10 protein-coding genes are annotated in these 12,206 nt (G+C 68.2%); 4 read left to right on the top strand and 6 right to left on the bottom strand.

Annotation, left to right across the window (positions count from 1 at the left end; all coding sequences use genetic code 11):
- Nucleotides 1–8: 8 nt before the first annotated feature.
- From NL241_RS26490 to NL241_RS26470, 5 genes are all read right to left on the bottom strand, one after another.
- Entirely contained in the window at nt 9–1,079 is a 1,071-nt protein-coding gene (locus NL241_RS26490; protein WP_494395472.1) for an amidohydrolase family protein, read from the bottom strand.
- Nucleotides 1,076–2,155 (bottom strand): Gfo/Idh/MocA family protein, encoded by a 1,080-nt coding sequence (locus tag NL241_RS26485; RefSeq protein WP_494395471.1) that lies wholly within the window; start codon nt 2,153–2,155, stop codon nt 1,076–1,078. The genes NL241_RS26490 and NL241_RS26485 overlap by 4 nt, the downstream gene beginning before the upstream one ends.
- A gap of 14 nt (nt 2,156–2,169) precedes the next feature.
- Complete coding sequence (locus tag NL241_RS26480; RefSeq protein WP_494395470.1) at nt 2,170–3,309, bottom strand: Gfo/Idh/MocA family protein; 1,140 nt, start codon at nt 3,307–3,309, stop codon at nt 2,170–2,172.
- Nucleotides 3,306–4,328 (bottom strand): amidohydrolase family protein, encoded by a 1,023-nt coding sequence (locus NL241_RS26475; protein ID WP_494395469.1) that lies wholly within the window; start codon nt 4,326–4,328, stop codon nt 3,306–3,308. Before NL241_RS26475 ends, NL241_RS26480 begins: the two co-directional genes overlap by 4 nt.
- A 132-nt stretch (nt 4,329–4,460) precedes the next feature.
- Nucleotides 4,461–4,973, bottom strand: a complete 513-nt coding sequence (locus NL241_RS26470) for a SixA phosphatase family protein (protein ID WP_487694593.1) — start codon at nt 4,971–4,973, stop codon at nt 4,461–4,463.
- 48 nt (nt 4,974–5,021) lie between these two features.
- Between NL241_RS26470 and NL241_RS26465 the strand changes: the two genes are divergently transcribed.
- From NL241_RS26465 to NL241_RS26450, 4 genes are all read left to right on the top strand, one after another.
- A complete protein-coding gene (locus tag NL241_RS26465) occupies nt 5,022–5,552 on the top strand; it encodes a hypothetical protein (RefSeq protein WP_494395468.1) in 531 nt (176 codons plus the stop codon).
- Nucleotides 5,553–5,618: 66 nt separating this feature from the next.
- Entirely contained in the window at nt 5,619–6,980 is a 1,362-nt protein-coding gene (locus NL241_RS26460; RefSeq protein WP_494395467.1) for a PepSY-associated TM helix domain-containing protein, read from the top strand.
- 74 nt (nt 6,981–7,054) lie between these two features.
- Nucleotides 7,055–8,194 carry a metallophosphoesterase family protein gene (locus tag NL241_RS26455; protein WP_487694592.1) on the top strand — a complete coding sequence of 380 codons (1,140 nt, stop codon included), beginning with the start codon at nt 7,055–7,057 and terminating at the stop codon, nt 8,192–8,194.
- A complete protein-coding gene (locus NL241_RS26450) occupies nt 8,191–10,824 on the top strand; it encodes an AAA family ATPase (protein ID WP_494395466.1) in 2,634 nt (877 codons plus the stop codon). Before NL241_RS26455 ends, NL241_RS26450 begins: the two co-directional genes overlap by 4 nt.
- Here NL241_RS26450 and NL241_RS26445 read toward each other — a convergent pair.
- Entirely contained in the window at nt 10,821–12,179 is a 1,359-nt protein-coding gene (locus NL241_RS26445; protein ID WP_494395465.1) for an LLM class flavin-dependent oxidoreductase, read from the bottom strand. The genes NL241_RS26450 and NL241_RS26445 overlap by 4 nt on opposite strands.
- Nucleotides 12,180–12,206: the final 27 nt, after the last annotated feature.

Genomic DNA, 12,206 nt, shown 5'->3' with positions numbered 1-12,206 from the left:
ACGGCGAATCATGGACGCGCCGAGTCGATTCCGAAGAGCCGGGCGGCGTTGCCGCCGAGGATCCGGTTACGGTCAGAACGGTCGAGGTCGACATCGGCGAGGAACCCCACCGGGTCCACGGTACCCATGTCGAAAGGATAGTCCGTACCCATCAGCACATGGTCGGCGCCGAGTGTGGACACCAGGTGCTCGACCATGTGTGGGTCGAACACGTTGGTGTCGACATAGATTCGCTTGAGCACCTCACTGGGCGGGGTGTCGAGATGATGGCGCAGCTCGGGCCGTACCCGCCAGGCGTGGTCGGTGCGGGCCACGTAGAACGGCAGGTAGCCGCCGCCGTGGACCACCAGCACCCGCAGGCCCGGATGCCGGTTCCACACCCCGCCGAGGATCATGCGGGTCACCGCCAGTGTGGAGGCCAGCGGCATGCACATGACGTTCACCAGGTAGTACTCGCTGAACCGCTGGCCGTGGGTGAACCCCTGCGGATGCAGGATCACCGTCATACCCAGCTCGACCGCCGTCTCCCACACGGGGTCGAACCGGCGGTCGTCGAGATCGGTGCCCAGCACGTCGGCACTGATCTCCACCCCATGGAAACCGAAGTCGCGGTGAGCCTCCCGCAGCACCTCCACCGCCAACTGGGGATGCGCAAGAGGCACGTTGGCCACGGCGGCGAAACGCTGCGGCCACGTGGCCACCACCTCGGCGAACCGTTCATGCTGAATCCGGTTGACACGCAATGCTTCTGATTCCGGTAGCCAGTAGAAGTACTCGGTGGGCGGCACGGACAACACCTGCACGTCGACACCCTGGGCATCCATATCGGCCAACCGCTGTTCGGCGTCCTCGAACTGGGCGGTGTTGCGCGGGCTGGCCCGGTACTCCGCGTTGTACCGGGTGGTCTCGGCCGACGAATACAGTGACCGCGGTTCGTACTCGGGCTTGAAGAACGGCTTGGCCAGCGCGGCGGCCGGCTGGACCGACAGGTGGGTGTGCGCATCGACGCACAGTCCGTGCGGTTTGGGAACGCGCGAGGGCATCACCTTGGGCGCCAGCTCCGGCCACCACTCGGTCATGCGTTGGACAATGCCGCTTCGGCAGTGGCCTCACGCAGGTCGGCGGCCGACAACGGCAGCTCCACCACTTGATTGCGTTCGGCGGACAGATCGGCGGCGATGTAGACCTCCATGGTCACCCGGGCCAGCCGGGCATCGACCATCACCGGCCGGTCGTAGGCCACGGCCTCGATGAAATGGGTGGTCTCGCGCTCCATCGGGCCGGCGTACACGTGGTCGACGTACTCACCGGGCATGGTGGACAACGGGAACTGCACGCCATCGGAGACGGTGTTGAGCACGATGTCCCGGTGGCTGGCGTCGGCCAGAATGGCGCCCTCGGTACCGATCACCTCCATCCAGGTGGTCGAGGCGTTCGGATAGCCCGGGGGAAGCGACATTCCGGCGCCGATGGTCACCACCACACCGTCGTCCATGGTGACGACGATGTACTGGGAGTCCGGGCAGCCGAGACTGTCCTTGCGTACCCCCCAGCCGTTCTGGGAGTACACCCGCACCGGTCGCCGCGGCTCCAGGCACCAGAAGGCGAAGTCCAGATCGTGGGTGGCTTCCATGGCCGCCGGGGAGAGCTTGGTGCGCGAGGAGATCTTGGCGCCCAGCGACCGGGTGATGTGGCGACTCAACAGGATGCTGCTGACCTCACCGAGGGTGCCGGCGTTGATGGAGCGCTTGATCATCGCCTGTTTGGCGTTGAAGCGCTGCGAGTACCCGATGGTGAATTTCAGGCCGTTGGCCTCGGCGATGTCGATCAGCTCGTCGGCCTCGTCGAGGGTAACGGCGATCGGCTTCTCCAGCAGCACATGCTTACCCGCTTCCAGCGCGGCCTTGGCCATCGGGAAATGCAGCGTCTCCGGGGTGGCCGAGATGGCCACGGCTTCAACGCCCGGATTCTCGATGATGTCTTCCCACCGGTCGGTGATCGTCGCCGGGTTGGTGAGCCCGGCGATCTCGGTACGCCGGCCGGGGTCGGTCTCGGCGAGGTGAAGCTCGCCGACCAAGGCGCTGTTGGCCGCCGCCACCGCGCGGATGCCACCGCACCAGCCGGTTCCGATGACTCCGAAGTTGATCTGTCGCATGGTGATTGTTCCTCTCAGCTCAGGCCGGCACGTAGTTCGTCAGCCGAAATCGGCAGCGGCACAGGTTTTCCGGTGCGCGCGGACAGGTCCATCGCCATGGTGTGCAGCAGGTTGGCGTGGCCGTCGGCGGCGGTGGCGTGCGGTGTCGGGACACCCCGGCACACGCGGGCGAACCACGTCGTCGTCTCCTCACGCATCGGGCCCCAGAGCAGGCCGTCGGAGACGTCACCGGGCGGGTAGCTACCCACGAAATCGACGTGTCGCGGCGCCGGTGGTTCGAAACCGCGGCTGTTGTAGCCGGCGGGCTGGCCGATCTCGGAGGCCAGGATGACGTCGCGGTGGGTGTCCTCGATGTCGATGACCCCACGGGTGCCGACGATGCCGACCTCCAGTCCGTAGACCGCACCGGGCCACTGGGTGGGCAGAGCCCAGTTGATGTTCATGCTGAACACCACGCCGTCATCCATCGTGAAAATGCCCGACGTCCCGTCCTTGGTGCCGATCGGCCCCAGGGTGCGATCCGTCGAACGGGCGTACACCTCAACGGGTTTGCGGCCTTCGAGTAGCCACATGCTCATGTCCAGGCTGTGGGTGCCGGACACCACCATCGGGGTCAGGCCGGTGGTGTCGCTGACCTTGCGTAGCGTGGCCTCGGGCACCATCCGGTTCATGAACGCGCGGGTGATCACGGTGGTGACGTCACCGATCTGGCCGTCGCGCAGGCGTTGTTTGACGGTCTGGAACCGGCGCCGGAACCGCTGGGTGTAGCCCACCACCGCATCCACCCCGGCATCTTGGATGGCCGCGAGAACACGGGCCGAGTCAACGGGATCGGTGGCCAACGGCTTTTCGATGAACATGGGTTTGCCGAGCTCCACCGCCCGCAGTATCGGATCGACGTGCTCCCGCTCATCGGTCGCGACGATCACCGCACCCACCTCGGGACGGGCCAGCAGCTCGGCCACATTGGTGGTGGCGAAATCGGCGTCGGTGTCTGCTTCGAGGTTCTTCAGCGTCTGCTCGTCGACATCGCACAGACCCAGCCAGCCCACGCCGGGATACTCCCGGGCCAGTTTGGCGCGGATCCGCCCGACGGTGCCGCAGCCGATGACGGCCAGTCCGATGGTGCCATGCGCTTCCAGTGCCGAGCTCATGCGAGTCCTAACAGTCGGGCCGCGTTACCGCCGGCGATGAGGTCGATTTCTTCCTGTTTGAGTCCGGTGCACGCACCCAGCAGAGCCAACGGGTCGTCGTCTCCCATGTCGTAGGGGTAGTCGGTGCCCAGCAGCACGTGGTCGGCGCCGTAGAGGTCGGCCAGGTACTCGACCTGGCCCGGCTCGAACACCATGGTGTCGAAGAAGAACTTGCGCAGATACGTCGTCGGCAGCTGTGGCACTCCTTGACTCACGTCCTCGCGCGCTCGCCACCCGTGGTCGATCCGGCCGGCATAGGCGGGCAGGTAGCCGCCGCCGTGCACCACGACGATCTTCAGGTTCGGATGTCGTTCCACCACACCGTCGAAGATCAGATGCGCGGTGGCCAGGGTGGCTTCGAAGGCGTGACCGATGATGTTGACGAAGTTGTGGTCGGCCAGCCGCTGCGCGTGGGTGGCGCCCTGGGTGTGGATGACGACGACGAGCCCCAGTGCCTCGACCTCTGCCCAGAAGGGTTGCAGCCGTTCGGAGGAGATCTCCTCACCTTCGACGTGGGTGCCGATCTCGATGCCCCGCATGCCGAGTTCGCCGGCCAGATAACGCAATTCCTGGATGGCGGCGTCGGTGTCCTGCAGCGGCACGGTGCCGAACGGCAGGAACCGCCCCGGGTACTTGGCTCCTGCCTCGACGAATTCCTCGTTGACCAGCCGCGCGACCTTGGCGCCCAGTTCCGGCTCGGCCCAGTAGTAGTACTGGTACACCGCCACCGCGACGGCCTGGATGTCGACGCCCATCCGGTCCATGTCCTCGATGCGAACATCGAGGATGTCCATCTTCGGCCGGATGAACTCCAGCTGGCGTTTGTTCACCGCTTGCGTGGTCGGATTGCCATGTCCCAGCGCCACTTTTCCGGCAGCACGGGCGGCTTCGGCCATCAGTTCCGCCGCGGGACCGCATTCCCGGTGGCAGTGGATGTCGATGACCGGCCCGTCGTTACGTGTCGCCCTCGTTGCGCTCAAAGCTTGTCGCCTCCTCAGCTGTCACAGCGAGCCTAGGGCGGCAGTGGCGTGGCACACAGTGTCGTCGTCCGTGAATGTCCGCTGCTTCGGCTCCCGTACCACGACAGTGGCGACGTCGGCGAACCCGTCCGGTCACCGGGGGATGTAGAAGGTCTCCAACACCGCGCTGCCGAGCTGTACGTCACGCCACGGCCCGTCGACACGGAGCACCGCCAGCGCTGACGTCGGGTATTTCAGGGTGATCTGTTCGGCGGCGGTCTCGTTGGTGCCGGGGGCGCCGGCCAGCCCCAGGGCCACTGACGACATGGCCGGTTCGTGGCCGATGACCAGCAGCGTGCGGACGTCATCGACCGCCTTGTTGATCTCGGCGATGACGGTCCCGGGAACCGCGCCGTAGAGCCGGTCGATGAACTGCACCGGTGCGTCGAGCCCGGTCCGGGCCAGTGTTTGCCGGGTGCGGGTGGCCGTCGAGCACAACACTGCCTGCACCGGCGGCGTGACGACACCGCTGCGCAGCCAATCGCCGGCCAGCCCGGCCTCGCGTTCACCTCGCGGCGCCAGCGGGCGCTCATGGTCTCCGACTCCGTCCGGGTAGGCGGACTTGGCATGGCGCAGCAGGATCAGCGTCCGACGGTCGTCGCTCACGCTGCCCAGATTAAGCGACGTCATCAGCGTCGACGGTACGATCCGGCGGTGGCATCCGGCCCCCGATCCGATCGCGTCGCCGCGCGCTGGCGCGGCGGGCTGGTCGGGGCCTGTTCCGCCGCGGTGTCCGTCGGTGCGCACGGAATCGGCGGCGGCATGGTGCCCGGCGGTGCGGCCCTGGCCATCTTGGTCCTGGGGTGCGCGGTGGTCGGTGTCGCCGCCGGCGGCGTATGGGGGCGCGGTGCCGGGGCGGTGGCCGCGTTCCTGATTCTCGGGCAGGCCGTCGGACACCTCACCTTGTCGTTCGCCGCCGGGCACGGCCACGGGGCGTCGCTGCCGCCGGTCATGCTGACCGCACACCTGGCCGCCGCCGTGCTGTGCGCGGCGTTGATCTGTGCCGCGGAACGTTCGTGGTCGGCGCTGGCCACCTATGTGTGGCGGCTGGTGCGGGCGCTCACGGCAACCGCGCCCGCCGACCAGACGCGGCGCCTGTTCGTCTTGGACACCTCCCGCGGAACCCCCGGCGTCAGGCTGGGGTGTACGGCGGGCACCCGCGGTCCACCGCATCTCTTCGTGTAGCGCATTTCTCCTGCCCGAGTCCGCAGAGCCGGCTCGGGTGACCTCGTCTACCCGAAGGACCTTGTCATGGCGACACCCGAAGAAATCCTTGCCCCACCCTCGACCGCACCCCCGACAGCGACCCGCAGCCCACGGCCGTTCATCATGCGGCTGCATTTCTATGCCGGGGTGCTCGTGGCCCCGTTCATTCTCGTCGCGGCGGTCACCGGCGCGTTGTACGCACTGGCGCCGACCCTCGAAAGCGTGGTCTACCGCGACGTTCTCACCGTGGAACCCGGCGGTGCGGCCCTGTCGCTGACGGACCAGGCGACCGCCGCGCGCGCAGCGTTCCCCGACCTGGTGATGGCCGGCGTGCGGCCCGCGCCCGGACCCGCGGACTCCACCCGGGTGTACTTCGCCGATCCGGGGTTACCCGAGGACCTGCAGCGGGCGGTGTTCGTCGATCCCTACACCGGTCGGGTGCTCGGCGACGAGGCCACCTGGCTCGGGTACCTGCCGGTGAGCACCTGGTTGGACGGCCTGCACCGGCATCTGAACCTCGGCGAACCCGGCCGGGTGTACAGCGAACTCGCGGCGTCCTGGCTGTGGGTGGTGGCGCTCGGCGGGCTCTACCTCTGGGTGGTGCGACGCCGCCGGAACAAACCCCACACCGGCCGGGCCAGGACCCTCAACCGGCATGGCAGCCTCGGTGTGTGGGCGCTGGCGTTCCTCCTGTTCCTGTCCGCCACCGGCATCACCTGGTCGACGTACGCGGGTGCGCACGTCAGCGACATCCGTAGCGCCCTGAACTGGCAGCGACCGCAACTGGACACCACGGTCGCCCACCACGCCGAACACCAGGGCCACGGTGGCTCGGCGGTCGGTCCCGCAGCCGTCGATCTCGATGCCGTGGTGCAGGCCGCCGATGCGGTCGGTGTGCACGCTCCGGTGGAGCTGGCCCTGCCCGCCGAGCCCGGTACCGGAGTTTCGGTCAGCGAGATCGATAAGCCGTGGCGGTTGACCACGAACGTCGCCGCGGTGGACCCGGCCACCGCGGAGGTCACCGGAGAGGTCGACTACTGGCGGGACTACTCGCCGGTGGCGATGCTGGCCGACTGGGGCATCCGGATGCACATGGGCTTCCTGTTCGGGTTGCTCAACCAGATGTTGCTGCTGGCCGTCGCGGTGAGCGTCACCGCGGTCATCGTGCTCGGTTACCGGATGTGGTGGCAGCGGCGTCCCACCCGCGGTTCGGGCTGGGTGGTGGGCCGGCCCCCGCCGCGTGGCGGTCTGCGGCGGATCGCGCCGGTGGCGGCTGCCTCGGTGGTCGGCGGTGCGCTCGCGGTGGGCTGGTTCCTGCCGCTGCTGGGGCTGTCACTGGCGGCATTCGTGCTGGTGGACCTGGTGTTGGGAAGGGTGAAGCGCGGACGCGCGCCGCGCTTGACCTGATCTGTCGGCGGTCGGTCCTACACTCGCCATGCCTGCTTGACATGGACCGCGAGGGAGAAGGGACGGCCGCCGAGATGCGATTCGTACACACCGCCGATTGGCAACTCGGTATGACCCGCCATTTCCTCGAAGGGGAAGCCCAGCCCCGTTACTCCGCGGCCCGTCGCGATGCCGTGGCGGGGCTGGGTGCCCTGGTCGCCGAAACCGGTGCGGAGTTCGTGGTGGTGGCCGGAGATGTGTTCGAGGACAACCACCTTGATCCCCGTGTCATCAGCCAGTCGCTGGAAGCCATGCGCGCCATCAAGGTCCCGGTGTACCTGCTGCCCGGAAACCATGACCCTCTCGACGCGTCGTCGGTGTACACCAGCGCGCTGTTCGTCCGGGAATGCCCGGCCAACGTCACCGTGCTCGATCGCCCCGGGCCGCATCAGGTCCGGCCTGGTGTCGAGATCGTCTCGGCACCTTGGCGTTCCAAGAAGCCCACACATGACCTCGTCGCCGAAGCGCTGGCCGGTGTGCAGGCCGACGGCACGGTGCGGGTTCTGGTGGCCCACGGCGGGGTGGACATCCTCGACCCTGATCCCACCCGCCACGGCGCCATCGAACTCTCGGCTCTGGAGAGCGCGCTGAGCGCGGGCGTGGTGCACTATGTGGCGTTGGGCGACAAGCATTCTCGGATGCAGGTGGGGAGCAGCGGCCGGGTCTGGTATTCGGGCAGTCCCGAAGTCACCAATTACGACGACATCGAACCCGATTCCGGACATGTGCTGGTGGTCGACCTCGACGAGGCGCAGGTGTCGGTGACGCCGCACCGGGTGGGCACCTGGCGGTTCGTCACCTTGCGCCGTCCCGTCGATGACAGCCGCGATATCGCGGACCTCGATCTCAACCTCGATCTGCTGCCCGACAAGGACCGCACCGTGGCGCGGCTGGCGCTGACCGGCACCCTGACCGTCACCGAGCGCGCCGCGCTGGATGCGTGCCTGGACAAGTACTCCCGGCTGTTCGCATGGGTGGGGTTGTGGGACAAGCAAAGTGACATCGCGGTGGTGCCGGCCGATCACGAGTTCTCCGACCTGGGCTTCGGCGGGTTCGCCGCATCCGCGGTGGACGAACTGGTGGCCGCCGCACGCGATGAGCAGTCCGAATCCGCCGAAGACGCACAAGCCGCGCTGGCGTTGTTGCTGCGGCTCTCGATGGGAGGTGCCGCATGAGGCTGCATCGGATGGTGCTGACCAACTACCGGGGAATCACGCACCGCGAGATCAACTTTCCCGAGCATGGCGTCACTGTGGTCCACGGCTGCAACGAAGCCGGGAAGTCGTCGATGATCGAAGCCCTCGATCTGCTGTTGGAGTCCAAGGACCGCTCCACGAAGAAGGACGTCAAACAGGTCAAGCCCACCCATGCTGACGTGGGTTCCGAGGTGACGGCCGAGATCAGCACCGGCGCTTACCGATTCGTCTACCGCAAGCGGTTCCACAAGAAGTGTGAGACGGAGCTGACGGTGCTGGCGCCGCGCCGCGAGCAGCTCACCGGCGACGAAGCCCATGAGCGGGTGCTGGCCATCCTCGGTGAAACCGTCGACACCGGCCTGTGGCAGGCGCAGCGGGTGTTGCAGTCGGCGGCGACGGACACCGTGAACGTCTCCGGCTGTGATGCGTTGTCGCGCGCCCTCGACATCGCGGCCGGGGATGACGCCGGCGCGGCGCTCTCGGGTGCCGAGCCGCTGCTGATCGAGAAGATCGACGCCGAATTCGCCCGCTATTTCACGGCCACCGGACGGCCGACGGGGGAGTGGGCGGCGGCGGTCAAGGCGCTGAAGGCGGCCGAGGAGGAAGTGGCCCTGTGCGCGCAGGCGCTCGCCGAGGTCGACGAGAAAACCCGGTTGCACACCCGATTGACCGGTGAGCTCGCCGAGGTCGCCTCGCAACTGGAGCCCGCCGCGCAGCGCTGTGCCGCCTCCGAGGAGGCCGCGGCCCGCATCGCCGTGTTGCGTGATCAGTTGCGCACGGCCGAGTTGGAACGGGATGCCGCCACGGCCACCGCGGCGGCGGCCACCGCGGCGCACAAGGAGCGATTGCGGTTGCGCGCCGACGTGGAAACCCGCAGCGCCGCGGTCGTCGCGGCCGGAGAAGCCGCCGCCCACGCGGCCGAAGCCGAAGCCGTGGGCCGTGAGATGGTCACCGCCGCCGAGGCCGCTGCCGAGGCGGCGGCAACCGAACTCGCCGAGGCGCAGGAACGTGTTGATGCCGCGCGGCGCACGGTCGCGCAGCTGGCTGACCGCGATGAGGCCGACAAGCTGGCCGCCCGGCTCACCAAGATCGACGTACTGAGCCGGGAGCTTGTCGAGGTCACGGCGCAACTGGCACCGATCCTGTTGACCGACAAGATCTTCCGTGCCATCGAGCGGGCCGCCGCGGCGGTCGAGGTGGTTCGTGAACAGGTCGGCCTGATCGCTCCGCGGGTGCAGATCACCGCCGAATCCGCGGTACAGCTGAACGTCGGTGATCAGGTGGTGGCCCTCGAAGCCGGCCAGTCCCACACCCTCAGTGCGCAGGACGTCACCACCATACGGCTGCCGGGGATGCTCGCCGCGCGCGTCCATCCCGGCGCCACCACGGCCGACATCACCGCCAAACTGGCTGCCGCCGAACAGCATCTGCACCAGCAGCTCGCCCAGGGCGGGGTCGCGGGGCTCGAGCAGGCCCGCGCCCTCGACCAGCGCCGTCGCGACCTCGCCGAACGCCATGGCCGGCTCACCGCCACGCTGGAGGGGTTGCGCGGCGACGACGACGTGGCCCAGCTGCGTACCCGTCTGACGGCACTACGCGCCCAAACCCCGGCCGAAGCCGGACTGTGGGATGCGACCTTCGACAGCAGCCAGGCCCGTGCTGAATTGGCCGCAGCCGAAACGTTTCTCACCCAGACGCGCTCGCAGTGCGCCACCCAGCAGAAAGTCGCCGCCGCCGCGGTGGCGCAACTCGGGCAACGGTCCACCCAGGCCCGGGTGTGCCAGGAGAAGTCCACCGCCGCGCAGGCCGAGCTGGTGGCCGCTCAGGAACGCCTCACCGCGCAGCGCGCCGTGGCCGCCGATGACGAGCTGGCGGTGCAGGCTCAGGCCGCACTCGATGCCGCCACCCGCGTCGCCGACCAGGTCGCCGTGGTCTCCACCCGCCTGGCCGAAGCCGGGCCCGAGGCCGTCGCCGCCGAGCTGGCCGCCGCCCGCAGTGCCGCCGCGGCCGTCGAAACCCGCCACCAGCAGCTCACCGGCGCATTACGCGATGTCGCCGTCGAGCTCGCGGTGTTCGGCACCGAGGGCCGCAGCGGGAAATTGGATGCCGCGCAGATCCGGCGCGAACACGCCGCGTCCGCGCATGCCCGGGTCTCCGGCCGGGCACGGGCGGCCAACCTGCTGCGCACCGTGATGGCCCGTCATCGTGACACCACCCGGCAGCGCTACGTCCATCCGTTCCGGACCGAGATCGAACGCCTGGGCCGGGTGGTCTTCGGGCCGACTTTCGAAGTCGACATCGACAGCGACCTGCAGATCCTCAGCCGCACCCTCGACGGGCGCACCGTGCCGTATGAATCACTGTCCGGGGGCGCCAAGGAACAGCTGGGTATCGTGGCGCGGCTGGCGGTCGCGGCACTGGTCGACAGCCAGGATTCGGTGCCGGTGATGATCGACGACGCCCTCGGTTTCACCGACCCGCAGCGGCTCACCAAGATGAACGAGGTACTCGACGTGGCGGGCGCCCAGGGGCAGGTCATCGTCCTGACCTGCACACCCGAGCGCTACCTGGGCGTGGCGGGCGCCCACCACATCGAGGTCACGGCTTAACCGGTCGCCTGCTTGACACGGTCGGGTGCGTGGAAGGTGGCCGGCGCCAAGCCCAGGTGATCACGCAGCGTGGTTCCCGAGTACTCGGTGCGGAACAGCCCGCGCCGCTGCAGTTCCGGGACCACCGCGTCCACAAAATCGTTGAACGTGCCCGGCGTCGACGCTGACGACACCATGAACCCGTCGGCCTCACCGCCGGTGAACGCCTCCTCGATCTGGTCGGCCACCTGGCGGGCGGTGCCCACGAACTGCGGCAGCAGCACGCCCTGGGCATACCACTTGCCCACGTCGCGCAGGGTCAGCTTGTCCCGGTTGGAGACCCGGCGCACGGTGTCGAACAATCCCTGCGTTCCGGTGACCTGCACGTCGTCGACGGGTGCGTCCAGGTCGTAACCGGAGAAGTCGTGGTCGGTGTGCACGCTGAGGGTGATCAGCCCGGAGATCGGGTCGGCCAACTCGTTGTGGAACGCCTGCTTCTCCCGGGCGATCGACTCGGTTTCGCCGATGAACGGGATGAACGCCGGGAAGATCAGCACGTGATCGGGATTGCGGCCGTAGTTCACCGCCCGGGACTTGATGTCGTCGTAGTAGGCGCGCCGGCCCTCGGGGGTGGGGTCGATCTCGAAGATCGCCTCAGCCCAGCGTGCCGCGAAATCCCTTCCGGTATTCGATGACCCGGCCTGGATCAGGACCGGCCTGCCCTGCGGGGAGTGCGGCACGTTGAGCGGTCCGCGGGAGCGGAAGTACGGGCCGGCGTGGTCGATGTGCCGGATCCGCGTCGGGTCGGCGAACACCCCGGACTCCTTGTCCAGCACCAGCGCATCGGGTTCCCAGCTGGACCACAGTTCCAGCGCGGTGCGCACGAACTCGTCAGCGCGCTCGTAGCGGAACTCGTGGCCCAGATGGTCGTCGTGGCCGAAGTTCTGTGCCTCGCCCTGCGTCAGCGACGTGACGATGTTCCAGGCGACGCGACCGCGGGTGATGTGGTCGAGGCTGGAGAAGATCCGCGCCAACTCATACGGGTGAAAGAAGGTGGCGGACTTGGTGATCGCCACACCGAGGTGAGTGGTGACGGCGGCGATGCTGGCCGCCACGATCGACGGGTCCAGCGTGGCGGTGGCCTGGGTGCCGCGCCGCAACGGCTCGGCGATCCCGTCGCCGTAGCGCACCGGGGCCGCCAGCAGGTCGGCGAAGAACAGGAAGTCGAACTTGCCGCGCTCCAGGATGCGTCCGATGCGGTGGTAGTACTCCGGGGTCAGGAAGTTCGGGTCGCTGGCCGGGTGTCGCCACGCGGCGTGTGAATGGGTGACCTGGGAGGCGATCTGAAAACCGCCGAGATGCAGTTGCTTGGTCATGATTTCTCCTTGTGATTTGGGCGCGCT

The organism is Mycolicibacterium sp. SMGY-1XX (assembly GCF_059132455.1).
The sequence above is the reverse complement of the archived record's forward strand: the minus strand, read 5'-3'. Positions and strand labels throughout refer to the sequence as shown.

Excerpts from the sequence above, each read along its gene's own strand:
- NL241_RS26490 (WP_494395472.1), bottom strand. The coding sequence starts at position 1,079 with ATGACCGAGTGGTGGCCGGAGCTGGCGCCCAAGGTGATGCCCTCGCGC.
- NL241_RS26485 (WP_494395471.1), bottom strand. The coding sequence starts at position 2,155 with ATGCGACAGATCAACTTCGGAGTCATCGGAACCGGCTGGTGCGGTGGC.
- NL241_RS26480 (WP_494395470.1), bottom strand. The coding sequence starts at position 3,309 with ATGAGCTCGGCACTGGAAGCGCATGGCACCATCGGACTGGCCGTCATC.
- NL241_RS26460 (WP_494395467.1), top strand. The coding sequence starts at position 5,619 with ATGGCGACACCCGAAGAAATCCTTGCCCCACCCTCGACCGCACCCCCG.
- NL241_RS26455 (WP_487694592.1), top strand. The coding sequence starts at position 7,055 with ATGCGATTCGTACACACCGCCGATTGGCAACTCGGTATGACCCGCCAT.
- NL241_RS26450 (WP_494395466.1), top strand. The coding sequence starts at position 8,191 with ATGAGGCTGCATCGGATGGTGCTGACCAACTACCGGGGAATCACGCAC.
- NL241_RS26445 (WP_494395465.1), bottom strand. The coding sequence starts at position 12,179 with ATGACCAAGCAACTGCATCTCGGCGGTTTTCAGATCGCCTCCCAGGTC.